This window comes from Rhodococcus coprophilus NBRC 100603, assembly GCF_001895045.1.
Taxonomy (GTDB): domain Bacteria; phylum Actinomycetota; class Actinomycetes; order Mycobacteriales; family Mycobacteriaceae; genus Rhodococcus; species Rhodococcus coprophilus.
The window spans coordinates 26,444-52,822 of sequence record NZ_BDAM01000012.1 but is presented as its reverse complement, the minus strand read 5'-3'; the positions used below and the strand labels follow the sequence as shown (position 1 = coordinate 52,822).

Sequence of the window (26,379 nt, the reverse complement as noted above, 5' to 3'; positions counted from 1 at the left end):
AAAGGGGCCTCCCGCCTCTTTCCGAGACGAGAGGAGAGCGATGACTGGGCCACGATCGTCGGTGCTTACGACCGCCTGCTGGAGTTGTCGGGATCTCCGGTCGTGGCGGTCAACCGTGCGGTGGCCGTCGGGTTCCGGGACGAATGGGAGGCCGGGCTTGCAGCACTGGAAGCGACGGGCAACGAGGCAACGGCCCGGTATCTGCGGCGGCGGCTGGACGAGGTTGCGCTGTCGATCGCCCGAGAGGGTATGTGACGCGGGCAGTGAGCAGCGTGATGTTGCGCACGACACTTTCCCGATGGGCCCGACCGCCCCCGATATAGCCATCGGTAAGCTTGGCCACTGGACTTGTTCCCAACCCGGAGGTTCGACAGCGTGGCACTCGTCGTCCAGAAGTACGGAGGATCCTCGGTCGCGACGGCCGAGAGGATCCGGCGCGTCGCTGAAAGGATCGTCGAGACCAAGAAGGCGGGCAACGACGTCGTAGTCGTCGTGTCGGCGATGGGTGACACCACCGACGAACTGCTCGACCTCGCCCAGCAGGTATGCCCGGTGCCCCCGGCGCGGGAGATGGACATGCTCCTGACCTCGGGTGAGCGAATCTCGAACTCCTTGGTCGCGATGGCCATTCACTCCCTCGGTGCCGAGGCCCGTTCCTTCACCGGCTCACAGGCCGGCGTGATCACCACGGGCAGCCACGGAAACGCGAAGATCATCGACGTCACGCCCGGCCGTGTCCGCGCCGCCCTCGACGAGGGCAGCATCGTGCTGGTCGCCGGATTCCAGGGCGTGAGCCAGGACAGCAAGGACATCACAACCCTCGGTCGTGGCGGCTCCGACACCACCGCCGTCGCTCTCGCCGCCGCACTGGAAGCGGACGTGTGCGAGATCTACACCGACGTCGACGGCGTGTTCACCGCGGACCCACGAATCGTGAAGGACGCGCAGCGGCTCGAGAAGGTGTCCTTCGAGGAGATGCTCGAGCTCGCCGCGAGTGGCGCCAAAGTCCTGATGCTGCGGTGCGTCGAATACGCCCGCCGCTACAACGTGCCTGTGCACGTTCGTTCGTCGTACACCACCAAGCCCGGCACCATCGTGTCCGGATCGATGGAGGACATCCCTGTGGAAGAGGCACTGATCACCGGCGTCGCGCACGATCGCGGCGAAGCGAAGATCACCGTGGTCGGTCTGCCGGATACCCCCGGCTATGCCGCCAAGGTGTTCCGTGCGGTCGCCGACGCCGACATCAACATCGACATGGTGCTGCAGAACATCTCGAAGGTCGAGACCGGCAAGACCGACATCACCTTCACCCTGCCCACCTCCGACGCTCCGCGCGCAGTCGAACTGCTCACCAAGCGGCAGGAAGAGATCGGCTTCACGCAGGTCCTCTTCGACGACCACATCGGCAAGGTCTCCCTCGTCGGCGCAGGCATGAGGAGCCATCCCGGCGTCACCGCCAAGTTCTGCGAGGCACTCGCCGACGCCGGAATCAACATCGACCTCATCTCGACCTCCGAGATCCGCATCTCGGTCCTCGTCAACGACACCCAACTCGACGAGGCGGTGCGTGCTCTGCACGCGGCCTTCGATCTCGGTGGCGACGAGGAAGCAGTCGTACACGCAGGGACGGGACGGTAATCATGACGACGACTCAGGCGAGCGCAGCGACGGGGAAGACCATTGCTGTTGTGGGTGCGACCGGTCAGGTCGGCATCGTCATGCGCACGCTCCTCGAGGAGCGGAACTTCCCGGCCGACAAGGTCCGGTTCTTCGCCTCGGCTCGCTCGGCCGGCAAGAAGCTCCCGTTCCGCGGCGAGGAGATCGTCGTCGAGGACGCCGCGGCGACTTCCGACGAGGACCTCGCGGGTATCGACATCGCGTTGTTCTCGGCCGGTGCGACGCTGTCCCGCGAGCAGGCTCCCCGCTTCGCCGCGGCAGGCGCGACCGTCGTGGACAACTCCTCGGCATGGCGCAAGGACCCCGAGGTTCCGCTCGTGGTCAGCGAGGTCAATCCGGAGCAGGCGAAGAACCCGCCGAAGGGCATCATCGCGAACCCGAACTGCACGACCATGGCCGCGATGCCGGTGCTCAAGGCACTGCACGACGAGGCGGGTCTCCAGCGTCTGATCGTCTCGAGCTACCAGGCGGTCTCCGGCAGCGGTATCGCCGGTGTCGAGGAACTGCTCGGCCAGGCCCGCGCAGTCATCGACGACGCGGAGAAGCTGGTGCACGACGGCAGCGCGGTCGATTTCCCGGCACCCGACAAGTACGTCGCACCGATCGCGTTCAACGTGCTGCCGCTCGCCGGTTCGCTCGTCGACGACGGTTCCGGTGAAACCGATGAAGACCAGAAGCTGCGCAACGAGTCGCGCAAGATTCTGGGCCTTCCGGATCTGCTCGTGTCCGGAACGTGCGTGCGCGTGCCGGTCGTGACCGGCCATTCCCTGGCGATCAACGCGGAGTTCGAGCGACCCCTGTCGGTCGAGCGCGCGCGGGAGATCCTTGCCGACGCTCCCGGCGTCAAGCTCGTCGATGTTCCGACGCCGCTCGCGGCAGCGGGTGACGATGTTTCCCTGGTGGGGCGGATCCGCCAGGATCCGGGCGCGCCGGAGGGCCGCGGGCTCGCGTTGTTCGTGTCGGGTGACAATCTGCGTAAGGGTGCTGCCCTCAACACCATTCAGATTGCGGAGTTGCTCGTCTGACCTCCTGCACTAATCCGTACTCGAGCGAGTGGATCATCCTTCGGGGTGGTCCACTCGTTTGTTTCTGTGGAAGGTGCCGACGGACCTTCACCCTAGGATGGCGGGGGTGACGTCCATTCGTTCCGCAACTCTCGACCGCCTCGCGCCGGCCACGCTCTACCGCATCGTCCGGTTGCGTACCGAGGTGTTCGTGTACGAGCAGGGAATCGTCTGCGAACCCGAACTCGACGGTCTCGATCTCGAACCGACCACGATGCACTACTGGGCCGAGGAAGACGGCGACGTGGTGGCGACGCTGCGCGTTCTCGCCGACGGGCCGGTGGTCCACATCGGACGGGTCGCGACCGCGAAACGGGCCCGGGGCCGGGGGATCGCTGCCCGGTTGATCGAGACCGCGCTCGACGATTTCCCCCAGCCGATCGAAATCCACGCCCAGGCGTATCTCGAAGACTGGTACGGCAGATTCGGTTTCGAGCGTACGGGGCCGAACTTCCTCGAAGCGGGTATCGACCACGTGCCGATGAGACGCTCCGGCAGATGAGTTTCGACTTCCGCGAATTCGGATTCGTAGGAGATCGATCGGCAGGGTGACCGAAACCCCCTTCAGGAATTAGTTACAAACAGTCTGGACTGTTTGTTGAATTGCCGTTACCATCCGTAGCGTGATCCAGAACACTGTGCCCGGCGCCACACGAACGCAGGCGCAGCGCACCGCGGCCACCCGGGCCAAGCTTCTCGACGCAGCGGTGGACTCGCTCGTCGAGCAGGGGTACTCGGGTATCAGCACGCAGGGCATCGCGAAGCGCGCCGGCGTCTCGCGCGGTGCTCAGTTGCACCACTTTCCCACCAAGGAGTCGCTGGTCGTCGCGGCCGTCGAGCACCTGGTGGACAAGCGGCTCATGGAGATCCTCGAGTCCCAGCCCGACCCGGAGTACGGCTTCGAGGCACTGTTCGACGCATTCACCGGGCCGTTGTTCGACGCCGCACTCGAACTGTGGGTAGCGGCACGAACCGACCCGGCGCTCCACGCGGCGATGATCCAGCTCGAACGCAAGGTGTCCGACGCCCTGCGGACGGGTTGCCTCGAAATCATGGGCGACCGGGTGAGTCCCGACATCATCGATCTGGGCATAGAGCTGGCACGAGGTTTCGCCGTATCCGCCCTGATGCGCACCCCCGAATCCGATCGAGAGTTCCGGGAGCGCTTGCTCCCGGTCTGGAAGGCCTTGGTGTCGAAATGAGTCTTGCGATGCTCCCCGACCATGTGCACACGCTTGTCGTGGGCGCCGGTTTCGGCGGAATCGGAATGGCCGCTTCCCTGCTGCGCCAGGACCCGGCCTCCGACGTGATCGTCATCGAACGCGGAGACGACGTCGGCGGTACCTGGCGGGTCAACAATTACCCCGGTGCGGCGTGCGACGTCCCGAGTGCCCTGTACTCGTTCTCCTTCGCACCCGAACCTGATTGGTCGCGTGCCCACGGCACCCAGGAAGAGATCTACGCCTACCTGCGCCGCGTCGCACGCGACGAGGGCATCACCGAGCGCACGATGTTCGGATGCGAACTGCGCGAAGCACAATGGGACGAGGGCCGTGCGGTCTGGTCGGTGTCGACCTCCCGCGGTGACCTCACCGCCGACGTGCTCATCGCCGCAACCGGTGCCCTCTCGACGCCCACCTACCCGAAGGTGCCCGGACTCGAGTTGTTCCGGGGCAAGACGTTCCACTCCGCAGAGTGGGACCACGACCACGAACTCTCCGGTGAGCGCGTCGCAGTGATCGGCACCGGGGCGTCCGCCATTCAGTTCGTCCCCGCCATCGTCGACCGCGTCGCCCATCTGACGCTGTTCCAGCGCACTGCGTCGTGGGTCATGCCCAAGCACGACCCCGCGATCGCCCGCTCGGTCCGTTCGCTGTACCGGCGCTTCCCCTTCGTCCAGAAGCTCATGCGGGGCGCCGTGTACGGGCAGAAGGAAATCTACGTGGTGGGCATGACGAAGCCGTTCGCCCGCAAATACCTCCTGCCGTTGTTCGAGCGCCGCGCCCGGCAGGTGCTGCGCAAGCAGGTGCCGGATCCGAAACTGCGCGAGCGGCTCACCCCCGATTTCGCCATCACATGCAAGCGGATCCTGCTGTCCAACGACTGGTTCCCCACCATCACCCGGCCCGATGTGACCGTCGTGTCGTCCGGACTGACGGCGGTGACGGAAAACGGCGTCGTGGACAAGGACGGCAACGAGTACCCGGTGGACACCATCATCTTCGGCACCGGTTTCACCCCCACCGAACCTCCCGTGGCACACCACATCCGAGGGGCGGACGGTCGCACCCTCGCCGAGGCGTGGGACGGAAGCCCCGCAGCCCACCTGGGCATCTCCGTGCACGGCTTCCCCAACCTGTTCCTCATCTACGGGCCGAACACCAACCTCGGTCACAGCTCGATCGTGTACATGCTCGAATCCCAGGCCGCCTACATCGTCGACGCGCTGCGCACCATGCGGACCCGGGGCATCACCGCCGTCGAGGTCACCGGCGAAGCACAGCGTCGTTACACCGACGCGCTCGATCCGATTCTCGAGGGCACGGTCTGGAACGCAGGCGGTTGCAGCAGCTGGTACATCGACGAGAAGGGTCGCAACTCCGTGATGTGGCCGACGTTTACGTGGCAGTACCGCGCTCGCACAAAGCAATTCGACCCCGAGAACTACACGCAGCGCACCGCCGCGGCAGGAGTCTCTGCATGACCCACTACGACGTCCTCGTCATCGGTTCGGGCTTCGGCGGCAGCGTCGCAGCGTTGCGGCTGACCGAAAAAGGCTACAAGGTAGGTGTTCTCGAGGCTGGACGCCGATTCTCGGACGACGATCTGCCGAAGACCAGCTGGCGCCTGCGCAAGTACGTGTGGGCTCCCGCCCTGGGGCTCTACGGTGTGCAGCGGATGCATCTGCTGCCCGACGTGCTGGTGATGGCCGGTGCCGGTGTCGGTGGTGGATCGCTCAACTATGCGAACACGCTGTACAAACCGCCCACACCGTTCTTCACGGACGCGCAGTGGGGACACATCGACGACTGGGAAGCCGAACTGTCGCCGTATTACGACCAGGCGGCGCGGATGCTGGGCGTGCGCCCGAATCCGACGACCTCTCCCGCGGACAAGGTGATGCGCGAGGTCGCCGAGGAGATGGGCGCAGGCGAAACCTTCGTGACGACGCCGGTGGGCGTGTTCTTCGACGAGCCCGGCAAGACCGTGCCCGACCCGTACTTCGGTGGGGCCGGACCGGACCGGACCGGATGCACCGAATGCGGAAGCTGCATGACCGGCTGCCGTGTGGGAGCCAAGAACACCCTCGTCAAGAATTATCTGTACCTCGCCGAGAAGGCCGGAGCGACGATCCACGCGCTCACCACGGTGACGCGCGTGGTCCCCAGGAGCGGCGGCGGGTACGAGGTCCACACCCGCAGCACCGACGGCTTCCGTAAGCGGCGGACCGTGTTCACCGCTGACGACGTCGTCGTCGCCGCCGGAACCTACGGCACCGCGCGCCTGCTCCTCGCGAGTCGTGAGACCGGCGATCTTCCCAACCTGTCGGACACGCTCGGAACGGTCGTGCGCACCAACTCGGAAGCCGTGCTCGCGGCGACTGCCCGGAGCCGTGACGTGGACTACACCGGGGGCGTGGCGATCACGTCGTCCTTCCATCCCGACGACCACACGCACATCGAGCCGGTGCGATACGGCAAGGGCAGCAATCTCATCGGGATGATTCAGGCGCTGCTCGTCGACGGTGGTGGCCGACTTCCTCGCCTGCTGAAGTTCTTCGGTGTCGCGGCCCGGAACCCGGGTGCGTTCCTGCGGAGCCTGTCCGTGCGGAACTGGTCCGAGCGCACCGTGATCGCCCTGGTGATGCAGACCGAGGACAACTCGCTCGAGTTGAGGACCAGGCGCACACCGTTCGGTCGCGGGCTGACCAGCAAGCAAGGACCGGGTACCCCGCCTCCCGAGTGGATCCCGGTCGGGCACGAGGCGATCCGCCGGATCGCGAAGAAGATCGGTGGCGACCCGGGCGGTTCGATCGTCGATCTCGTCAACATCCCGATGACCGCGCACTTCCTCGGTGGGTGTGCCATCGGTGACTCCGCCGAGCGCGGTGTGGTCGATCCCTATCTGCGCGTGTACGGACACGAAGGTCTGCACGTCGTCGACGGCTCTGCCGTCAGCGCAAACCTCGGTGTGAACCCGTCGCTGACGATCACCGCGCAGGCGGAACGCGCGATGGCGCTCTGGCCCAACAAGGGCGAGGCCGATTCGCGCCCGCCGCTGGGGGCTGGGTACCGACCGGTGGCGCCGGTGCCGCCGGTCGCGCCGGCAGTTCCCGCCGAAGCTCCCGCTGCGCTCCGCCTTCCGATTCACCCGGTCCGACGAGAGGATGCAGCCGATGCTGTGGAGAGTGCCTGAGAGCGCCGACGAACGTACCGAATGGCCGGTGTCGCCCCCGCCGCCCTGGCCGGCGCAGGTACGCGCAACGCTGTGGTGGCACCGCAGCACCCCCGCCGCGGCCGAATACGGACCGGACGGGCCGACCCTTCCGATCACGCTCGCGATGATGGTCGACTACCTCGACTCCCCGGTGGGACCGTATCGCGAGATCCTGGCGAGCCCGGTGCTGCGACGGGGACTGATTCCCGCCATGGCGGTGCCGTTCATCGCGGTCGACTCGGAACCCTCGGTACACGGGGGACGCGCGCACTGGAGGCTGCCGAAGGTGCTGGCGTCGTTCTCCGGGGACGTCACCGGTGATTTCTCGGCCGTCGGCGGGGGATGGAAGGTCGCCACGTCGGCCCGCCCGCGTGGTCCGCAGCTGCCGATCATCGGTGGTCTCACCTTCGCCCAGCCCGGCGACGACGGCTCGCTCTCACGTGCGACGGCCCGGCTGCGCGGGAAGTTCCGGTATGCCCGCGTCGGGGTCGAGGCCGAGGGTCCGACGCTGAGCCGGTGGCTGCGCCCGGGTACGCACCACGGCATCGTCATCACCTCCGGACGGATGAGCACAGGACCTGCGAAGTAAGCCGGTATGCCCCTTTTCTTGACTAATTCCAGAAAAGGGGCATACTGGACCTCATGCAACGAATGGACGGGCACCACTTCGATCCCGCGGAACAGTTACGTTCCGTGGGCTTGAGGGTGACGGCTCCCCGAGTTGCCGTGCTGGGAACAGTTGCCGAGCATCCTCATTCGGATGCCGACCACATCGCTGCCCAGGTGCGCGACACGCTCGGATCCGTCTCCACCCAGGCTGTCTACGACGTGCTCAAGGCATGCGTGGGCGCTGGACTGCTCCGGCGGATCGAGCCTGCCGGATCGGCGGCACGGTACGAGACGCGCATCGGGGACAACCATCACCACCTCGTCTGCAGACGCTGCGGATCCGTGGTCGATATCGATTGTGTCGTCGGTGCGGCGCCGTGCCTGACTCCGTCCGACGATCACGGATTCGTCGTCGACGAAGCAGAGGTCACCTTCTGGGGACTGTGCCCGAACTGCCGTTGACCCGCCCCACACTTCTCACTCATCCGTAGAAACCGCCAACACCCGCACGGATTCGCTCACGGGCGCCGTGTCGATCACGCGTACCGGAAATCCGGGGACGCGAATTCGGAGGTCACTGAAATGTCGAACACCCGATTCACCACCAACGACGTCGGTATCCCCGTCGCGAGCGACGACGAATCGCTCACTGCGGGAACCCAAGGCCCGATTCTCCTGCACGACCACTACCTGATCGAAAAGCTCGCGCACTTCAACCGCGAGCGAGTGCCGGAGCGTGTCGTGCACGCCAAGGGCGGCGGTGCATTCGGCGAACTGGTGGTCACGGAGGACGTGTCCGCATACACCAAGGCATCCCTCTTCCAGCCGGGCGCGAGAACCGAGTCGCTGGTGCGTTTTTCGACCGTGGCGGGCGAGCAGGGCAGCCCCGACACCTGGCGGGACCCGCGCGGCTTCGCGATCAAGTTCTACACCGACGAGGGCAACTACGACCTCGTCGGCAACAACACCCCCGTCTTCTTCATCAAGGATCCGATCAAGTTCCCGGACTTCATCCACTCCCAGAAGCGGCTGCGGGGCTCCGGTCTGCGCGACCACACCATGCAGTGGGATTTCTGGACGCTGCGACCGGAATCGGCACACCAGGTGACCTGGCTCATGGGTGACCGCGGAATCCCGCGCTCGTGGCGGAACATGGACGGCTTCGGCTCCCACACGTACCAGTGGATCAACGCTGCGGGCGAGCGGTTCTGGGTGAAGTACCACTTCAAGACCGACCAGGGCATCGAGTTCCTCACGCAGGCCGAGGCCGACACCCTCGCCGGAACCGACCCCGACTACCACCGCGCCGATCTGTACGACGCGATCGAGCGGGGCGAGTTCCCCAGCTGGACGCTGCACGTGCAGATCATGCCGGTCGCCGAGGCGGAGACCTACCGGTTCAACCCGTTCGACGTCACGAAGGTGTGGTCGCAGAAGGACTACCCGCTCGTCAAGGTCGGCACCTGGACGCTGAATCGCAACCCGCGCAACTTCTTTGCCGAGATCGAACAGGCGGCATTCGCACCCTCGAACGTCGTTCCGGGCATCGGGTTGTCGCCCGACAAGATGCTGCTCGGCCGCGTGTTCTCGTACGCCGACGCCCATCGCTACCGCATCGGTGCCAACCACGCACAATTGCCGGTCAACGCACCCAAGAACACGGTCGACTCGTACTCCCAGGACGGCAACATGGCGTACCGGTTCAACGACCCGAGCACGCCGGTCTACGCGCCGAACAGCTTCGGAGGCCCGCACGCAGACCCCGAGCGCGCCGGCGACGACGGGCTGTGGACGTTCGGAACCGAAGCAGTGCGCGCCGGATACGTCGAGCATCGGGAAGACGGTGACTTCGTCCAGGCCGGCATCCTCGTCCGCGAGGTGCTCGACGATGCCGCACGCGACAGGCTCGCGAACAACATCATCGGCCACGTGCTGGGCGGGACCTCGTCGGCGCTCTACGAGCGCATCTTCGAGTACTGGCGCAACGTCGACGCAGAACTCGGCAAGAAGGTCGAGGCGGGCGTGCTCGCGGGAGCGTAAGCCCTCCGCGTCTTCCTTTCGGCGCTTTCGAACATCCGTGTGACGGATGGGTCGGATGTGATTGCTAGGTTGATAGTCCGGCCCCGGTGGCTCGTCCACCGGGGCCGGACTCGTTTTCCGTGCGTCGAAAGGTGTTGTCCGAGATGGTGATGGGCCCTACCCATGCAGTGTCAGGGGCGCTCGTCGGCCTCATCGTCGCCGATGTGCTTCCCCGCGAATGGGGCGGGCCGACCTCGACGGCCGAAGCCTTCGCATTCGCGGCCGTCTGTTCCGGTGCAGCACTGTTGCCCGACCTCGACACCGCGCAATCGACCGTGTCGCGTTCGTTCGGCCCGGTCAGTCAGGTCGCGGCGCGAGGGATCGACAAGGTGTCGCTGGGCTACTACTCGATCACCAAGGGTCGCAAGGACCGCAAACGCCGCGGCGGACACCGCACGATGACCCACACCGCTCTGTTCGCCGCGCTGCTCGGTACAGGGGTGTCCTTGCTCGTCGCGCGCTTCGACCGCGAGGCGATCATCGCCGTCCTCTTCGTCACCCTCGGCCTGGCGCTGCGCGGATTGTTCGGGAGCTGGGCAAAGAAGAACGGGTGGTTCGCCGTCACGGCTGTCGCCGCGGTGTTGTCGATCCTCACGTGGCGGTGGTTCCCGGGGGAGGTCGGATCGACGGGACTCGGTGTGGCGGTGGCACTCGGATGCGTGACGCACTGCGTCGGTGACGCCATCACGAAGGAAGGGATCCCGTTCTTCGCGCCCTTCGTTCCGTGGCGAGGTTCCCGCTGGTGGGAGATCAAGCTTCCCAAGCTGGTCGCGATCAGGGCGGGCGGCCCTTTCGAGGTCACGATCCTCGGTCCGGCACTCACTGTCGCGACCGTGGCGTTCGGCGTCTGGTCGATCGACGGCGCGCCCGAGTACATCATCGAGACTCTGGAGGCTTCCGGTCTTGCCTTCCTGACGTAGGGACTCCCGCCGCGTGCTCCGAAGCGGGCGCGTCGGTGCGGTTCGAGCACAGCCGGTTCCGCCGGTCGGTGTCGATGGTTCGGGCTATGGCCTAAAAAGAGAACTTGTTCTATTTTTAGGGACCTGGTACCGGCTCGTCCCGACAGAACGGAGCTCGCCACCGTGAGCATTCGCGCCTCAGGCCCCACCCTCAGTCGTCGCGGTCTTCTCGGTGCCGCCGCCGGGGCAGCACTCGTGATGGGAACAGGGTGGAGCGTTGCCGGCGCCGTACCGCTCGGCGATCCGGCGGCGACCATCGCGGCACCACCGGGATTCCCGGCCGACATCCCCCTCGCGCAGCAGCAATTCGTCAACTGGGCGAAGACGATCCGATTCGACGCCGTGTGGACCGCCACCGCCCGAAACGCAGAGGACGTCGTGCGGCTTGCCAACTGGGCCCACGCGCACGGTTACCGCATCCGCCCGCGCGGCTCGATGCACAGTTGGAGCCCCCTCACCCTTGAAGCGGGGCAGAACGTCGAGAAGGTCGTCCTCGTCGACACCATGTCCCAGCTGAACGCCGTCTCCGTCGATCCCTCCGGCAGTCCGGCGACTGTCACCGCCGACGCCGGCGCGAGCATCGAAGCCGTTCTGGGCGCACTCCAGAACGAGGGCCTGGGCTGGGCGAATTCCCCGGCCATCGGCGACATCTCCATCGCCGGAGCCTTGTCGATCGGTGCGCACGGTTCGACCTACCCCGCCGCCGGCGAGACGGTCGTTCCCGGGCAGTCGTTCGGGTCGCTGTCCAACCTTGTTCTCGCCCTCACCGCCGTCGTGTGGAACGACGCCGCGGATGCCTACGAACTGCGCTCGTTCCGCCGCTCGGAACCCGAGATCAGGCCTCTGCTCGCGCATCTCGGACGGACCTTCGTCACGTCGGTGACGTTGCAGGCCGGAGCCAACTACCGCGTGCGCTGCCAGAGTTCCACCGACGTGCCGTGGCGCGAACTGTTCGCCCCGCCGGGTGCGCCGGGACGCACGTTCGAGAGTTACGTCGAGCAACACGGACGCGTCGAAGCGATCTGGTTTCCGTTCACGGAAACGCCCTGGCTCAAGGTCTGGTCGGTCAGTCCGGAGAAACCGGCGGAGTCGCGTGAGGTGTTCGGGCCCTATCCCTACGTCTTCTCCGACTCCATCCCCGAACCGGTGACCGACGCGCTCGCTCAGGTGGCGAGCGGCAACCAGGCCGTCACTCCCTTGTTCGGTGCCTCCCAGTTCGGCGCGGTCGCAGCAGGACTCGCGGCAACCGACACCGACGATCTGTGGGGGTGGTCGAAGGACCTGATGTTCTACCTTCGGGCCACCACGTTGCGCGTCGTCGCCGGCGGAGGCGTGGTGGTGACCCGGCGCGAGAACATAGCCCGGGTGATCCACGAATTCACGACGTGGCTGCACGAGCGGATGACCCATTACGCGTCACTGGGGCAGTACCCGGTCAATATGCCGTTCGAGGTCCGGCTGTGCCGCATCGACGATCAAACCGAGGTCCTCGCCGATTCGGCCGGACCGCCCAATCTTTCACCTGTACGTCCCCGTCCCGACCGCCCGGACTGGGACACCGCGATCTGGATGAACGTCGTATCGATTCCGGGCACCGCAGGACTGTCCGCCTTCTTCCGCGAAATGGAACAGTGGATGGCCGACCGATACTCGGGCGACTACGCGACCTTCCGATCCGAGTGGTCGAAGGGGTGGGCATTCGACAGCGAGGGCGGGTACCGCGACGGCGGTTTCCTCGGCGGCACCATTCCAGCGATGTACCGCGAGGGATTGTCGTCCGACGAGGGCTGGGACGCGGCGCTGTCGGCCTTCGACCGCCACGACCCCCATCGCGTTTTCAGCAACGACTTCCTCGATCGTCTGCTGCCCTGACCTCAGCACCCCGTGTGCGAGAAGGCGCGCACGTACCGGCGGTCCGGTAGGCGGTAGGCCTACGCCCAGTACGAGAGTGAGATCGTCTCGGGGTTGGCGGCCACGACGAATTCGCCGTCGAAACAGCGATCGAGAATGAAGCGACAACCACCACCGCGAGTACGACCCCATAATCCACCACAGCATGGGTGGCGCCTGGCACTCGGACGACTGAAACGTCACGAAGAACTCGAGCGGATCTGGGCCCTCCGCCGATCGAACCGGTGAGACAGACTGGATCGACCGAACCTGCTCATCTTTCGACCGGACCCGGCGGTGTGACCCAGTGTGAGTCCCGACGCGGTGAATCCCAGCACACCTCATTCGGTGGTGGAGCTTCTCCTCTTCTTGGCCCTCTCAACGAGGAAACCCCGGCTCGCATTTCTGCGAACCGGGGTTTCACTGCTTGTGTCTCAACCAACACATCTTGCAAGATCGATCGAAATCGATCTCTCTGTCGGGGTGGCGGGATTCGAACCCACGACCTCTTCGTCCCGAACGAAGCGCGCTACCAAGCTGCGCCACACCCCGTGATGAACCTCGGTTAGCTTACATCACGACTCGGGCGAAGATTAAATCCGCTGGTCAGCGGGGAGATCGGGCGCTTTCGGCAGCGGCATCGAGCGTCCGGTGATTCGTCTCGCGCGGGGCCGGTACCAGCGTCAGCAACGTCGCTTCGGGACGGCAGAAGAACCGTGCGGGGACGAACGGCGACGTGCCGAGTCCGGCGGAGACGTGCAACTGCATGTGCGAGCCCCACCGCGACGGGCCCTTCACCCGCGACCGGTCGATCCCGCAGTTGGTGACCAATGCGCCGACGAACGGAAGGCAGAGTTGTCCGCCGTGGGTGTGGCCGGCGAGCACCAGGTCGTAATTGTCGGCAGCGAAGCGATCGAGGACGCGCGGTTCGGGGGAGTGCGTCAACCCGAGACGGAGATCGGCGGTCGGATCTGCCGGACCGGCGATCGTCTCGTACCGGTCGCGCTCGAGGTGCGGATCGTCGACGCCGGCCACGGCGATGCGGACGCCGCCCACCTCGATATCGCGACGCACGTGGGTCATGTCGTGCCAGCCACGTTCGGTGAAAGCGGCACGCAGATCGCCCCAGGGCAGCGGCGGGCCGTACACGCGGTCGTGGTCCTTGTCGAAGTACGCGAACGGGTTCTTCGGAACCGGGCCGAAGTAGTCGTTGCTCCCGAAGACGAACAGGCCGGGCCGGGCGAGCAGGCCACCGAGCGCCTGAACCACGGCCGGTACCGACCGCGGGTGGGACAGGTTGTCGCCGGTGTCGACCACCAGATCGGGATCGAGCGAATCGAGTTCGCGCAGCCAGTTCTGCTTGAGCCGTTGATTGGGCATCATGTGAAAGTCACTGATCTGGAGAACGCGGAGCGTCGATGCCCCCGGCGCAAGCACCGGGACAGTCACTTCCCGCAAGGTGAAGGCATTGCGTTCGATCAGAGTTGCGTAGCCGAGGCCGAGAGCAGAAGCTCCGGCGGCACCGACTGCGACGCGGCGAAGAGCAGAAACGTCAGGCACATATTCAGCGTACCGCCGCGGCTCGTCCGCGCACGGTGTTCATGGTCTCCGCGTAGCGTTTCCCCCATGACCGACACCACTCCCTCGCTCAAATCCACGCTGCGTGCAGACCTCACCGCGGCGATGAAGGACAAGGACAAACTGCGCACAGCAACACTGAGGATGATGTTGTCCGCAATCCAGAACGAAGAGGTGGCGGGTAAGCAGGCCCGAGAACTCTCCGACGACGAGATCCTCAAGGTCCTGGCGCGCGAATCGAAGAAGCGCGGCGAAGCGGCCGAGGTCTACACGGAGAACGGCCGCGGTGAACTCGCCGCCAAGGAACACGCCGAGGGACGGATCATCGACGAGTACCTCCCGACGCCGCTGACCGACGCCGAACTCGTCGATGCCGTCGATACCGCGATCGGCCGGGTGGCAGAGGAGATCGGTCAGCGGCCCGGCCCGAAGAACATGGGGCAGGTCATGAAGGTTGCGACGGCGATCGCCGCGGGGAAAGCGGACGGGAAGCGGATCTCGGCGGCGGTCCGTTCACGGCTCTAGCTTTCGCCGACTCCCAGCTACGACAACAGGGCGCGACCTCGAGGAGGTCGCGCCCTGTTGTGTCAGATGTACCGGTCAGTTGTCGGGCCGACTCGGAGTGGTCGTCACCGACGAATCCTCGTCGGGGTTCGACGACTCGGACTGCTCCGGTTCGCGGCCCGGGATCGGAGCCGGAGTGGAGCGGCTCGTCGTGTCGGGCACCTCGCGGCCGTCCGGCCGGGCAGGGGTTGCACTGGCCGACGGCGCTGCGCGCACCGAGCCGTCACTGACGAAGATCGTCACCGTGCTGCCCGGGACGGCCGAACCCGACGGGGAACTGCTCGCCACGGTGCCGGCGCGCTGCTCGGCTTTCACCGTCGCCTCCGTCACCGAGAATCCGGCGTCCTGAAGCTGCTGCATGGCGCGCTCACGAGGAAGCCCCGCCACGTCGGGCACCTGGGCATTGCCGGCACCGCGTACGTAACGCGGGTCTTCCGGCGGAAGTTCTACCGAGCCGAATCGTGTTGCCACCGGCAGCATCGCGGAGAACCAGGTTCGCGCCGGCTCGGTGCCGCCGAAGAGGTTGCCGTCGTAGCAGGGCCGGACGGGACCGGAGCAGATCTGTCCGGGAGTGGGGGAGTCGCCGTAGGTGTAGACCACGCCCGCGTACCGGTTGGTGAAGCCGAGGAATGCGGACGACATGTGCGACTCGGTGGTACCGGTCTTGGCCGACACGGGCAGGTTCCAGCCGACGGAACCTGCGGCACCCGCCGCGGTGCCACCGCCCGAGGTGTCCTTGCTCAGGGCATTGGCCAGCGTATCCGCCAGACCGGGCTCGACGACCTGCTCACAGGCCTCCTGGGTGATCGGAACAGGCTTGCCCTCGCGGTCGAACACACCCTCGATGGGCGACGGGGGGCACCACTTGCCGTGCGACGCGAGAGTCGCTGCGACGTTCGACAGTTCGAGCGGATTGACCCAGGTCGGGCCGAGTGTGTACGAGCCGAGATGCTGATCCTTCTGCATGTCCGACATCGACTGGTCGCCGAATCCGGACGTGCGGGGCTGCAGGTACGAGCGCAGGCCCAGTCGCACGGAGATGTCGACGACGGATTCGACACCGGTGGCCTCGATCAGCTTCACGAACGCGGTGTTCGGCGACTGGGCGAGCGCGTCGCTCACCGACAGGCTTGCCGGGTAGGGGGCGGCGTTCTCGACGCAGTAGTAGTTCGGCGGGCAACCGCGTGCACCACCGTCGCCGAGCCCGCGAGCGTTGTACCGGTTGGGGACGTCGAGCACGGCGGACGTGCCGAGGCCCCGCTCCATCGCGGCGGCGACGGTGAAGACCTTGAAAATCGACCCGGCACCGTGACCGGTGAGCGAGTACGGCTGCGGCTGGACGGTTTCCTTGTTGTCGCTGTTGAGTCCGTAGGTACGGCTCGAGCCCATCGCGAGGACCTTGTGCGCGTCCTGGCCGGGTTCGATCACATTCATGACGGAGGCGACGTCGTCGACCGTCGGGCTGGTGAACTTGTCGAGCGACGCTTTCACCGACGACTGGACCTCGGGGTCGAGGGTGGTGCGGATGACGTACCCGCCCTTGTCGATCTGCTCCCGGGAGATTCCGGCATTCTCGAGGTACTGCAGTGCGTATTCACAGAAGAACCCGCGGTCACCTGCGGCGATGCAGCCGCGGGGCAGCGTGTTCGGGTCGGGGAGGACACCGAGGGGCAGCTGTTTGGCCTCGCGGATCTCCGCGGCCCGCTCGGGGATGTTGTCGATCATGGTGTCGAGGACGATGTTGCGGCGCTCGAGGACGCCCTCTTCGTTCGTGTACGGGTTCAACGCGGAACTCGACTGCACCATGCCGGCGAGCATCGCGGACTGCGGGATGTTCAGGTCCTTCGCGTCGATGCCGAAGTATGTCTGCGCGGCGTCCTGGATTCCGAACGACCCGTTTCCGAACGGCACCAGGTTGAGGTACCGGGTGAGGATCTCGTCCTTGGTGAGCTTCTCGTCGAGCGTCAGCGCCATCCGGATCTCGCGGATCTTGCGGGCCGGCGTGGTTTCGATCGCGGCCCGCCGTTCGGCGTCGGTCTTCGCCACCACGTGCAGCATGTAGTTCTTCACGTACTGCTGGTCGATCGTCGATGCGCCCTGCTCGACCTGGCCGCTGGTGGTGTTCGTGAGGAACGCCCGCATCGTGCCTTGCCAGTCGACGCCCTTGTGTTCGGGGAATCGCTTGTCCTCGATGGAGACGATGGCGAGCTTCATCTCGTTGGAGATCTGGTCGCTCGGCACTTCGAATCTGCGTTGCTCGTACAGCCATGCGATCGGGTTGCCCGCGTTGTCCACCATGGTCGTCACGGCCGGGACGACGCCCTCTACGAGTTCGGCGGAACTGTTGTCCACGGTGTCGGCGGCGCGGTTCGAGACGTACCCGAATCCGCCTGCGGCCGGGAACAGCATCCCTGCCACGAGAACGCCGCCGAGGGCGGTACAACCGACAAGCTTCGCCACCGTACTTCGGATCGACACGAAGTACACAGTACGTGCAGGCGCCCTCTGCGGTCGTATTGAGGGCGTCGGCATGCCGCGCGACGTGCAGCTATGCACGTTCGTACCAGAAAAGGTTCTCCTCGCCTTGCGCGCGGGCACCAGGTTACCTAGATTGAGACATCAGTGTGATGCAGGTAACACCTTGACAGGGGAGATTGCGTTATAGGGGACGCGCGCCAGCGTGACCCCTGCGCAAATCGAACACCGCGTAGCGGAGTTCGGAGAGTAGAGGGGCAACTGAATGCACATGACCAGCCCGACGGCCCGGTTAGACGTCGACCAAGCAGAAGCACGCATCGCCTGGGTATCCCGGGCTCGATGCCGCGAGGTCGATCCCGATGAACTGTTCGTGCGTGGCGCCGCCCAGCGCAAAGCCGCAGTCATCTGCCGACATTGCCCCGTGATGCTTCAGTGCGGCGCCGACGCCCTCGACAATCGGGTCGAGTTCGGTGTCTGGGGAGGCATGACCGAGCGTCAGCGCCGCGCTCTTCTCAAGCAGCACCCCGAGGTCGAATCCTGGGCCGATTTCTTCGCAGCACAGCGGCAGCACCAGAACGCGGTCTGACACCGCCGAGCACAGCGCGGCCGGCACCACCCGCCGTGGTCAGGCCTCGCGGGTGAGCTGGTCGGCCACGGCTCTCAGCGCCTCGAGGTCCGACACCTCGAACGGCAACGAGGGGACACCCACGACGGGCACGCGGGGATTCGCGGCGGTGAAACTCCGGAGCAGACGTAGCTCCCGTTTCGCCGTCACGGCCCGGTGCGCGTGGATCCGCAGGACGGCTTCGGTGGCCTCCGCATTGTCGCCGCCTCGCTCGGCGAGAGTATCGGCGGCCGTCAACGCATGATCGGCCGGCATCTTCGACAACGTCGGATGGGTGCGGTTGAGCACCAGGCCCGCGAGCGGCATCCGGTCTTCTCCCAGCCGTTCGACGAAGTAGGAGGCCTCCCGCAGTGCGTCCGGTTCGGGGGACGCAACCACCATGAAGTGGGTTCCGGGCTGCTGGAGCAGCTGATACGTCCGGTTGGCCCGCTCACGGAACCCGCCGAACATCGAATCCAGCGACTGGACGAACGCGGACGCGTCCGACAGCATCTGGCTTCCCACGATGGTCGACACCGCCTTCAGGGCCATACCCATCGCGCCGGTGACGAGACGTCCGATCCCTCGTCCCGGCGCCGTGAATATCCGGATCATCCGGCCGTCGAGGAACGCGCCGAGCCGTTGCGGAGCGTCGAGGAAATCGAGGGCGTTCCGGGACGGCGGCGTGTCGACGACGATCAGATCCCATTCGTCGCTCTGCGCGAGTTGCCCGAGCTTCTCCATCGCCATGTATTCCTGCGTCCCGGAGAACGACGACGCCACGGTCTGGTAGAAGGGATTGTCCAGGATCTGCTGCGCCTTGTCCGGCGTCGAGTGTTCGAGAACCATGTCGTCGAAGGTGCGACGCATGTTGAGCATCATCGCGTGCAGTTCGCCCGTCGATCCGGGCGGGAGCTCCACCTTCTGCGGGGAGTTGTCGAGGCTCTGCACCCCGAGGGCCTGCGCGAGCCGTCGCGCCGGGTCGATGGTGAGGACCACGACGCTGCGCCCCTTTTCGGCTGCTCGCAGCGCCAGTGCGGCCGCGGTGGTGGTCTTGCCCACGCCTCCGGAGCCGCAACACACGATCACGCGGGCCGACGGGTCGGTCAGGATCTCACCGACGTCGAGCGGCGTGGCGACGCGGGCCTTGCCGGTCATCGGACCCCCTGCTCGGTCAGTGCCTGGGCGAGTTCGTACAGCCCGCCGAGATCGATGCCGTCGGCCATGGAGGGTAAGGACATGCGTGCCACCTTCACGTCGTCGAGTTGAGCGGCGCTGACCTGCTGTGCCTGCAGGGTCGCGGCATGCTCGATGGCTTCGGTGAGCAGGCCGGCGAAATCCTCGTCGGACAGCTTCACCCCGATCCGGCCGAGCGCGGCGCGGATCTCCTCTCCGGGTACCCGCCCGCCGGCGAATTCATCGACCAGATCTTCGGGAAGATGCTCGGGCGCGGTGCGATTGACGATCACCGTGCCCAGACGCAGGTCCGCCGCCTGCAGTTCCTCCACCGCATCCGCGGTTTCCTGAACGGGCAGCGCCTCGAGCAGAGTCACCAGGTGCACGACCGTCTCGTCCGAATGCAGCAGCCGCACCACGCCCTCGCTCTGGGACCGGATCGGGCCCGACTTCGCGAGATCGGCCATGGCCTTGGTGACGTCGAGAAAACTCCCGATCCGTCCCGTGGGCGGCGCGTCGACCACGACCGCGTCGTACACGCGGCGCCCCGACGCGTCGGTCCGCACCACTGTTTCCTTGATCTTGCCGGTGAGGATCACATCGCGAAGACCGGGGGCGAGGGTCGTGGCGAACTCGACGGCACCGATCCGCCGCATGGCACGTCCCGCGAACCCGAGGTTGTAGAACATGTCGAGGTACTCGAGGAACGCAGCTTCGATATCGATGGCGAGCGCCGCGACGACGCCGCCGCCCTCGGCAGAGGCGATCTTCGTCTCCACCGGCGGCAACGGCGCAACGTCGAACAACTGCGCGATTCCCTGCCGGCCCTCCGTCTCGATCAGGAGGACCTTGCGGCCCCCGGCGGCGAGCGCGAGCGCGAGCGCTCCGGCCACCGTCGATTTGCCGGTTCCTCCCTTGCCGGACACGAAATGCAGTCGCGCCTGTGCGGCGCCGGCCGGCCATTCGCCGGTATGAGATGTCGGTGTTGCCACGACCACGAGCCTATAAGTCGTCAGCCGGTTCGGGCGGCGGATAGGGTCATGACATGAGTGAAACGACTACGTGGGAGTACGCGACCGTGCCCCTGCTCACACACGCGACCAAGCAGATTCTCGATACCTGGGGTGCCGACGGCTGGGAACTCGTCACGGTCCTCCAGGGGCCCACCGGCGAACAGCACGTGGCTTACCTGAAGCGTCCGAAGGGCTGACCGTGGTGCGTGACTGGACCTCCCGCCTCACCGATCTCGGGATCACCTTGCCGCCGGTCGCCAAGCCGGTCGCGGCGTATGTGCCCGCCGTCCGTCTCGGCGACGTCGTCTACACCTCGGGCCAGCTTCCGCTCGTCGACGGCACGCTGACCCACACCGGCAAGGTCGGTGCTGCGGTATCCCCCGAGGAGGCCAAGGAGGCGGCGCGTACCGCCGCCCTCAACGCGCTCGCGGCGATCGACGGTCTCGTCGGGCTGGACAACATCGCCAGCATCGTCAAGGTGGTCGGATTCGTGGCGTCGGCCGAGGGATTCACCGGCCAGCCGGGTGTCGTCAACGGCGCATCCGAACTGCTCGGCGAGGTGTTCGGTGCCGTCGGTGCGCACGCCCGATCCGCCGTCGGTGTCGCCGAGTTGCCGCTCGGCGCTCCGGTCGAGGTGGAGCTGATCGTCGAGGTGATCTGAGCCGAGGCGATCTGACCTGCGGGGCCGTGGAACGGAGATCGTTCCGCGGCCCCGAGGTGTTTCCGGATGCCGCCGAACAGTTTCTGCGGGCCCTCGTACAGTGGTGTGGACCACGACTTCCCTGTCAGGAGAGGCAAGAACATGGCGCTGGTCCACCCCGCGTACGGCCGGCTGCGGCAGGTCACCGAGAACGCTGCCGTGATGCTCGCGGAGAACCCTTCGGTGATGTCCTTGGAGGGCACCAACACCTGGATTCTCCGTGCTCCCGGTGCCGACGAATGTGTGGTGGTGGATCCGGGGCCGCTCGACGAGGCACATCTCGCGCGAGTCGCGCAGGTCCCTGTCGCCGCGACGCTCATCAGCCACCGGCACTTCGACCACACCGAGGGCGCGGGCCGGTTCGCGGAACTCGCGCAGTGCCCCGTGCACGCATCGTCGCCCGACCACCGGTACGGCGGCGGGAGCGAACTGTCCGACGGAGACGTCGTCGAAGCCGCCGGACTCCGCATTCGTGTCCTGGCGACTCCCGGGCACACCGCGGATTCTCTGTCCTTCGTCGTCGAGGACGACCGCAGTGTTCTCACCGCCGACACGATTCTCGGCCGCGGCACCACGGTTCTCGACGACACCGACGGCGACCTGGGCGACTACCTGAGTTCACTGCGCACACTGATCGGCTTGGGGCAGGGATACACGGTGCTGCCTGGGCACGGACCGGAGTTGGCGGACCTCGAGACGATCGCGCGCGACTACCTCGCGCACCGCGAGCAGCGGCTCGAACAGGTCCGTGCCGCTGTGCGCGCTCTCGGTGAGGACGCGACCGCCCGACGAGTCGTCGAGCACGTGTACGCGGATGTGGATCGGTCGTTGTGGGGCGCGGCGGAGAAGTCGGTGAACGTGCAACTCGAGTACCTGCGGAGCTTCGCCTGAGGGGCTACTCGAACGAAAGCGGGCGGGCCCGGGACGCGTGTCGCGTCCCGGGCCCGCCCGTCGAAGTTGCCGGTGTCAGCGAGCGCGACGCGCCAGACGCTCCGAGTCGGAGATCAAAACGCTCTTGCCCTCGAGGCGCAGCCAGCCGCGGTGTGCGAAGTCGGCGAGCGCCTTGTTGACGGTCTCGCGCGATGCACCGACGAGCTGAGCGATCTCTTCCTGCGTCAGGTCGTGCGTGACGCGCAGTGCGCCCGCTTCCTGCGTGCCGAAACGCTGTGCGAGCTGCAGCAGAGCCTTGGCGACGCGACCGGGCACGTCGGTGAAGATGAGATCGGCGAGGCTGTTGTTGGTGCGGCGCAGGCGACGGGCGAGCACGCGCAGCAGCTGCTCGGCGATCTCGGGGCGCTGGTCGATCCACGCCTTGAGTGCCTCGCGGTCCATGCTGACGGCACGCACCTCGGTCACGGTCGTCGCGGTGGACGCACGGGGACCCGGGTCGAAGATGGACAGCTCGCCGAACATGTCGGACGGGCCCATGATGGTGAGCAAGTTCTCGCGACCGTCCGGCGAGCGGCGACCGAGCTTCACCTTGCCGGAAACGATGATGTACAGGCGGTCGCCGGGTTCACCTTCGTTGAAGATGACATGGCCACGGGGGAAATCGACCGGCTGAAGCTCTTTGACCAGCGCCGCAACCGCAGAGGGCTCGACTCCTTGGAAGATGCCTGCTCTGGCCAGGACCTCGTCCACGTGCGCTCCTTTTGGGAAATGAAAAAACGTCGTCTTGCTACTTCATCTGCACGTCCGCGGGCATCCGACGGAGTCACCTGTCAGGCGTACAACTCCCCATTCTACTGTGCCGAGGTCAGGCATGAGTGATCGACACCACGGATCGGGTGTTTCGGGTGCGGAAAACCTTCTCGCAGGCTAACGGCGGCTTTACGAGTCAGCTCGCGTGGCGCGTCCCCAGGCCGTGCTGGGAGGTGCTGCCGTCCGGCTCGCTCGATCCGCGGCGACGACGACGGTGGAACCGGGCGAGCGCCCCCGGGAAACCTTCGCGCGCGAGCGTCGCGACGTCGCCGTGGTCGGCTTGGTCGAGGAACTCCTCGACCTCGTCCTCACGGACGGAGAGCCGACTCAGGCGGGACTCGACACGCTCCATGGCGAGTGCGAACAGCGTCAGCAGCACTGGGAAAAGCACCACAGCGAGAGCTTGCATAGGGGGAAGTAAACACGGGTTAGGTCTCAGATGAGACACGGGGTCGGATCGATGCAGAGAGGTTTCCGTACAGTGGTCCAGGTGCATGCGACCCCGTCCGAGAGCTCCGATCAGGCTCCCCGTCGAGTGTCGGGTGCCACTCCCCGCCCCGAATCCCGGCTCGCCCTGGTTCGCCGCGCGCGACGGATGAACCGGCGGCTCGCGGAGGCATTCCCGCACGTCTACTGCGAACTCGATTTCACGACGCCGCTCGAGCTCGCCGTCGCGACGATCTTGTCGGCGCAGTGCACGGATGTGCGCGTCAACCAGGTCACTCCCGCTCTCTTCGCCCGGTATCCCGATGCCCGCGCGTATGCCGAAGCGGACCGCACGGAACTCGAAGAGTTCATCCGCACGACCGGTTTCTTCCGCAACAAGGCGAACGCGCTCATCGGTCTGGGCCAGGCGCTCCTCGAGCGTTTCGACGGCGAGGTCCCGAAGCGAATGGCAGATCTCGTCAGCCTCCCCGGCATCGGCCGCAAGACCGCGAACGTCATTCTCGGAAACGCGTTCGATGTGCCCGGAATCACCGTCGATACCCACTTCGCGCGGCTCGTCGGCCGGTGGAAGTGGACCACGGAAACCGATCCCGTCAAGATCGAGCACGCGGTGGGAGCGCTCATCGAGCGCAAGGAATGGACCTTGCTGTCGCACCGGGTGATCTTCCACGGCCGCCGTGTCTGCCATGCCCGCAAACCCGCATGCGGGGTGTGTGTACTCGCCAAGGACTGCCCCTCCTTCGGGATCGGACCCACCGACCCGCCGACCGCCGCTGCGCTGGTGAAGGGACCGGAGACCGAGCATCTGCTCGAGCTCGCCGGTCGGTGACCCAGGTGCATCCTTCGTCCGCAGGCCGGTGGAGCCTGGCAGCATTGGTCGTGGTCATCGCGCTGATCGTCGCTATCTGGCCGCGCGACAACGACGAGGCGCAGGCTCCTTCGGCGACCGGTCCCGCGTCCTCCGCCGCACCCGTCGACCGCCGCGCTCAGGACACTCCCGAGGCTCTCGCGCCACTGCGGGAAGCCGCCGCACTGGATTCCTGTCCCGCCGCAACCGGAACACCCGCGGCGGGGCCGCTCGCCGGGTTGACGTTCGAGTGCGTGGGCGACGGCTCCACGGTGGACCTGGCTTCCGCTCTCGCGGGCAAGCCGGCCGTGGTGAACCTGTGGGCGTGGTGGTGCGGTCCGTGCGCCGAGGAACTGCCCGTCCTCGAAGAGTTCGCGGAGCGTGCCGGGTCTGCGGTGAACGTGGTGACCGTCCACGCTGACCCCAACGAGGCGAATGCGCTCGACAAACTGATCGAGTACGACGTGCGTCTGCCCGGAGTGCAGGACGGTTCCGGACGTGTCCCGGCCGCGACCTCCGCTCCCGCGGTCCTGCCCGTGACGATCCTGCTGCGCGCCGACGGATCGGTGGCCAAGGTGCTTCCGCAGCCTTTCCGCTCGGCCGACGAGGTCGCCGCGGTGGTCGACGAATATCTGGGGGTGGCCGTATGACGCCGTACTGGCTGCGGAAGGTCGCCACCCTCGAGCCGAAGGATCCGCACGACGACAACCCGATCCTCGATCGGCGTGCGCCGGCCGGCATCCCCGTCCGCCAGGCGTCCGTCCTGGTGCTCTTCGGCGGTTCGGCGACGCCGGATCCGCTCGCCCGCGGCGGGCTTCCCGCCGACGCCGACGTGTTGCTCACCCAGCGCGCGGCGACGCTGCGTCAGCACAGCGGACAGGTCGCGTTCCCCGGCGGTGCCGCCGATCCCGGCGACGAGGGACCGGAGCACACCGCCCTGCGCGAAGCCCAGGAGGAAACCGGCCTGGACCCCACCGGCGTGCGCCCGCTCGCGGTGTTCCCCGAACTGTTCATCCCGCCGTCGGGCTTCGACGTGACTCCGGTGATCGCGTACTGGGAACGGCCCAGCCCCGTCGGTGTGGTCGATCCCGCCGAGACCACCCGCGTGGTGCGCGTGTCGCTCCACGACCTGCTCGACCCGCGCAACCGCTTCCAGGTACGACACGCACTCGGATATCGTGGCCCGGCCTTCCGGGTCGAGGGGATGCTTGTCTGGGGCTTCACCGCAGGAGTGCTCGCAGGACTGTTCGCCGTCTCCGGATGGGAAATCGAATGGGATCACCACGACATTCGTGACCTCGATGTCGTGCTCGCCGAAATGGAGGCCGAGGTGGTCGAACCGTGACCGGATCCGGTTGGCTCGACCTGATCATCGTGCTGATCGTCGTCATCGCGGCGTCGTCGGGACTGAGACAGGGCGCGGTCGCGTCGGCTCTCGCCTTCTTGGGTGTGCTGCTCGGTGCCGTTGCCGGCATCCTCATCGCGCCGCACGTCCTCGTCCATGTCGAAGAGGGCCGCACGCGAATACTCGCCGGCATCGCACTGATCGTGGTGCTCGTCGTGATCGGCGAAGTGGCTGGGATGGTTCTCGGCCGGGCGGCCCGCAGCAGCATCCACAGCCCCGGCGTCCGGGCCGTCGACAGCGTCGTCGGCGCGGGTCTGCAGTCGGTCGCCGTGCTCGTGGCCGCCTGGCTGCTCGCCATTCCGCTGACGGCCACGACCCAGCCCGCAGTGTCTGCCGCAGTACGGGGATCTCACGTCCTCGGCACGGTCGACGAGTTCGCCCCCGACTGGATGCGCGCGATCCCCAACGAATTCTCGGCTCTGCTCGACACGTCGGGACTGCCCGAAGTGATCGGACCGTTCGGCAGGACCCCGATCGCCGAAGTCGCGATTCCGGACGCCTCGCTCCTCGACAGTCCTGTCGCCGCGGACCTCCGTCCGAGCGTCCTGCGCATCAACGGGCTCGCGCCGAGTTGCCAGAAGGCACTCGAAGGGTCCGGCTTCGTCATTGCTCCGGAACGGGTCATGACCAACGCGCACGTCGTTGCGGGAACCGCCGCGGTGACCGTCGACACCGAACAAGGCGTGCTCGATGCGTCGGTTGTGCTGTTCGATCCTGCGGTCGACGTCGCGATCCTCTCGGTGCCGGGGCTCACGGCCGCACCGCTGACCTTCGCACCCGTGCCCGCCGAGTCGGGCGAGAATGCCATCGTCCTCGGGTATCCGGGAGGCGGGCCCTACACGGCAAGCGCCGCCCGGGTCCGCGAAACGCTGAATCTGCAAGGACCCGACATCTATCGCAGCGGAACGGTCGAACGCGAGGTCTACACGGTTCGTGGCCTGATCAGGCAGGGCAATTCGGGTGGACCGCTCGTCGATGCTCAAGGTCTCGTCCTGGGCATGGTGTTCGGCGCGGCCATCGACGATTCGGACACCGGATTCGTGCTCACGGCCGATGAGATCAGCCGACAGCTCCAGATGGCCGGGTCGGTGTTCGCGCCCGTCGAAACCGGCGCCTGCATCGTCTGACGCCGACGGACCGGCCGCCGG

Annotated in this window: 27 protein-coding genes and 1 tRNA gene; 21 read left to right on the top strand and 7 right to left on the bottom strand. The window is 66.5% G+C overall.

Annotation, left to right across the window (positions count from 1 at the left end):
• Positions 1–102 precede the first annotated feature (102 nt).
• The 12 genes from RDCOP1_RS21890 (at position 103) to RDCOP1_RS20210 (ending at position 12,700) form a co-directional block, all read left to right on the top strand.
• Positions 103–255 (top strand): hypothetical protein, encoded by a 153-nt coding sequence (locus RDCOP1_RS21890; protein WP_371836837.1) that lies wholly within the window; start codon positions 103–105, stop codon positions 253–255.
• A 120-nt stretch (positions 256–375) separates the two neighbouring features.
• Entirely contained in the window at positions 376–1,641 is a 1,266-nt protein-coding gene (locus tag RDCOP1_RS20260) for an aspartate kinase (RefSeq protein WP_072704870.1), read from the top strand.
• A gap of 2 nt (positions 1,642–1,643) precedes the next feature.
• The gene (locus RDCOP1_RS20255) at positions 1,644–2,705 is read left to right on the top strand and encodes an aspartate-semialdehyde dehydrogenase (protein WP_072704867.1); all 1,062 of its coding nucleotides are present in this window, start codon (positions 1,644–1,646) and stop codon (positions 2,703–2,705) included.
• A gap of 106 nt (positions 2,706–2,811) precedes the next feature.
• Positions 2,812–3,246, top strand: coding sequence for a GNAT family N-acetyltransferase (locus RDCOP1_RS20250; RefSeq protein ID WP_072705168.1), 435 nt, complete (start codon positions 2,812–2,814; stop codon positions 3,244–3,246).
• Positions 3,247–3,367: 121 nt separating this feature from the next.
• Complete coding sequence (locus RDCOP1_RS20245; protein WP_072704864.1) at positions 3,368–3,946, top strand: TetR/AcrR family transcriptional regulator; 579 nt, start codon at positions 3,368–3,370, stop codon at positions 3,944–3,946.
• Positions 3,943–5,448, top strand: coding sequence for a flavin-containing monooxygenase (locus RDCOP1_RS20240; protein ID WP_072704861.1), 1,506 nt, complete (start codon positions 3,943–3,945; stop codon positions 5,446–5,448). The genes RDCOP1_RS20245 and RDCOP1_RS20240 overlap by 4 nt, the downstream gene beginning before the upstream one ends.
• The gene (locus tag RDCOP1_RS20235) at positions 5,445–7,160 is read left to right on the top strand and encodes a GMC family oxidoreductase N-terminal domain-containing protein (RefSeq protein ID WP_072704858.1); all 1,716 of its coding nucleotides are present in this window, start codon (positions 5,445–5,447) and stop codon (positions 7,158–7,160) included. The genes RDCOP1_RS20240 and RDCOP1_RS20235 overlap by 4 nt, the downstream gene beginning before the upstream one ends.
• Positions 7,153–7,770, top strand: coding sequence for an acetoacetate decarboxylase family protein (locus RDCOP1_RS20230; protein ID WP_072704855.1), 618 nt, complete (start codon positions 7,153–7,155; stop codon positions 7,768–7,770). Before RDCOP1_RS20235 ends, RDCOP1_RS20230 begins: the two co-directional genes overlap by 8 nt.
• Before the next feature lie 62 nt (positions 7,771–7,832).
• Complete coding sequence (locus tag RDCOP1_RS20225; RefSeq protein WP_174555845.1) at positions 7,833–8,252, top strand: Fur family transcriptional regulator; 420 nt, start codon at positions 7,833–7,835, stop codon at positions 8,250–8,252.
• 120 nt (positions 8,253–8,372) lie between these two features.
• On the top strand, positions 8,373–9,830 hold the full coding sequence (locus RDCOP1_RS20220) for a catalase (RefSeq protein ID WP_072704850.1): 1,458 nt from the start codon (positions 8,373–8,375) through the stop codon (positions 9,828–9,830).
• Between the two features lie 143 nt (positions 9,831–9,973).
• Complete coding sequence (locus RDCOP1_RS20215) at positions 9,974–10,789, top strand: metal-dependent hydrolase (RefSeq protein WP_072705165.1); 816 nt, start codon at positions 9,974–9,976, stop codon at positions 10,787–10,789.
• A 237-nt stretch (positions 10,790–11,026) separates the two neighbouring features.
• Positions 11,027–12,700, top strand: coding sequence for a cholesterol oxidase substrate-binding domain-containing protein (locus tag RDCOP1_RS20210; protein WP_111731681.1), 1,674 nt, complete (start codon positions 11,027–11,029; stop codon positions 12,698–12,700).
• A 496-nt stretch (positions 12,701–13,196) separates the two neighbouring features.
• On the opposite strand, the gene RDCOP1_RS20205 is transcribed toward RDCOP1_RS20210, so the two are convergent.
• A tRNA-Pro gene (locus RDCOP1_RS20205) sits at positions 13,197–13,270 on the bottom strand.
• A gap of 54 nt (positions 13,271–13,324) precedes the next feature.
• On the bottom strand, positions 13,325–14,278 hold the full coding sequence (locus RDCOP1_RS20200; RefSeq protein WP_072704846.1) for a metallophosphoesterase: 954 nt from the start codon (positions 14,276–14,278) through the stop codon (positions 13,325–13,327).
• Between the two features lie 66 nt (positions 14,279–14,344).
• Here RDCOP1_RS20200 and RDCOP1_RS20195 point away from each other — a divergent pair, with 66 nt between their 5' ends.
• Entirely contained in the window at positions 14,345–14,821 is a 477-nt protein-coding gene (locus tag RDCOP1_RS20195; protein WP_072704843.1) for a GatB/YqeY domain-containing protein, read from the top strand.
• 75 nt (positions 14,822–14,896) lie between these two features.
• Here the strand turns inward: RDCOP1_RS20195 and RDCOP1_RS20190 are convergent, their stop codons facing one another.
• On the bottom strand, positions 14,897–17,320 hold the full coding sequence (locus RDCOP1_RS20190; protein ID WP_072705162.1) for a penicillin-binding protein: 2,424 nt from the start codon (positions 17,318–17,320) through the stop codon (positions 14,897–14,899).
• Between the two features lie 280 nt (positions 17,321–17,600).
• Between RDCOP1_RS20190 and RDCOP1_RS20185 the strand changes: the two genes are divergently transcribed.
• Positions 17,601–17,924 carry a WhiB family transcriptional regulator gene (locus RDCOP1_RS20185; RefSeq protein WP_072704840.1) on the top strand — a complete coding sequence of 108 codons (324 nt, stop codon included), beginning with the start codon at positions 17,601–17,603 and terminating at the stop codon, positions 17,922–17,924.
• Positions 17,925–17,963: 39 nt separating this feature from the next.
• Here RDCOP1_RS20185 and bagB read toward each other — a convergent pair whose 3' ends face one another.
• Both bagB and bagA read right to left on the bottom strand, forming a co-directional pair.
• A complete protein-coding gene (gene bagB, locus RDCOP1_RS20180) occupies positions 17,964–19,100 on the bottom strand; it encodes an ATPase BagB (RefSeq protein ID WP_072704837.1) in 1,137 nt (378 codons plus the stop codon).
• A complete protein-coding gene (gene bagA, locus RDCOP1_RS20175) occupies positions 19,097–20,116 on the bottom strand; it encodes an ATPase BagA (protein ID WP_072704834.1) in 1,020 nt (339 codons plus the stop codon). Before bagA ends, bagB begins: the two co-directional genes overlap by 4 nt.
• A 47-nt stretch (positions 20,117–20,163) precedes the next feature.
• Here bagA and sp36 point away from each other — a divergent pair, with 47 nt between their 5' ends.
• The 3 genes from sp36 (at position 20,164) to RDCOP1_RS20160 (ending at position 21,722) form a co-directional block, all read left to right on the top strand.
• A complete protein-coding gene (gene sp36 / locus RDCOP1_RS21395) occupies positions 20,164–20,328 on the top strand; it encodes a Sp36 family protein (RefSeq protein ID WP_072704831.1) in 165 nt (54 codons plus the stop codon).
• Between the two features lie 5 nt (positions 20,329–20,333).
• A complete protein-coding gene (locus RDCOP1_RS20165; RefSeq protein WP_371836836.1) occupies positions 20,334–20,792 on the top strand; it encodes a RidA family protein in 459 nt (152 codons plus the stop codon).
• A gap of 141 nt (positions 20,793–20,933) precedes the next feature.
• Positions 20,934–21,722, top strand: a complete 789-nt coding sequence (locus RDCOP1_RS20160) for an MBL fold metallo-hydrolase (RefSeq protein ID WP_072704825.1) — start codon at positions 20,934–20,936, stop codon at positions 21,720–21,722.
• A gap of 75 nt (positions 21,723–21,797) precedes the next feature.
• On the opposite strand, the gene RDCOP1_RS20155 is transcribed toward RDCOP1_RS20160, so the two are convergent.
• Positions 21,798–22,472 (bottom strand): Crp/Fnr family transcriptional regulator, encoded by a 675-nt coding sequence (locus RDCOP1_RS20155; RefSeq protein WP_072704822.1) that lies wholly within the window; start codon positions 22,470–22,472, stop codon positions 21,798–21,800.
• A 196-nt stretch (positions 22,473–22,668) separates the two neighbouring features.
• Positions 22,669–22,941 carry a hypothetical protein gene (locus tag RDCOP1_RS20150; RefSeq protein ID WP_072704819.1) on the bottom strand — a complete coding sequence of 91 codons (273 nt, stop codon included), beginning with the start codon at positions 22,939–22,941 and terminating at the stop codon, positions 22,669–22,671.
• 51 nt (positions 22,942–22,992) lie between these two features.
• Here RDCOP1_RS20150 and nth point away from each other — a divergent pair, with 51 nt between their 5' ends.
• Genes nth through marP form a run of 4 tightly spaced genes read left to right on the top strand, consistent with a single transcriptional unit; the run spans position 22,993 to position 26,358 of the window.
• Positions 22,993–23,808, top strand: a complete 816-nt coding sequence (gene nth, locus RDCOP1_RS20145) for an endonuclease III (protein ID WP_174555843.1) — start codon at positions 22,993–22,995, stop codon at positions 23,806–23,808.
• 5 nt (positions 23,809–23,813) lie between these two features.
• The gene (locus RDCOP1_RS20140; protein WP_072705159.1) at positions 23,814–24,476 is read left to right on the top strand and encodes a TlpA family protein disulfide reductase; all 663 of its coding nucleotides are present in this window, start codon (positions 23,814–23,816) and stop codon (positions 24,474–24,476) included.
• On the top strand, positions 24,473–25,171 hold the full coding sequence (locus tag RDCOP1_RS20135; protein ID WP_072704813.1) for an NUDIX hydrolase: 699 nt from the start codon (positions 24,473–24,475) through the stop codon (positions 25,169–25,171). The genes RDCOP1_RS20140 and RDCOP1_RS20135 overlap by 4 nt, the downstream gene beginning before the upstream one ends.
• Positions 25,168–26,358 (top strand): acid resistance serine protease MarP, encoded by a 1,191-nt coding sequence (gene marP, locus RDCOP1_RS20130; RefSeq protein ID WP_072704810.1) that lies wholly within the window; start codon positions 25,168–25,170, stop codon positions 26,356–26,358. Before RDCOP1_RS20135 ends, marP begins: the two co-directional genes overlap by 4 nt.
• Positions 26,359–26,379 lie beyond the last annotated feature (21 nt).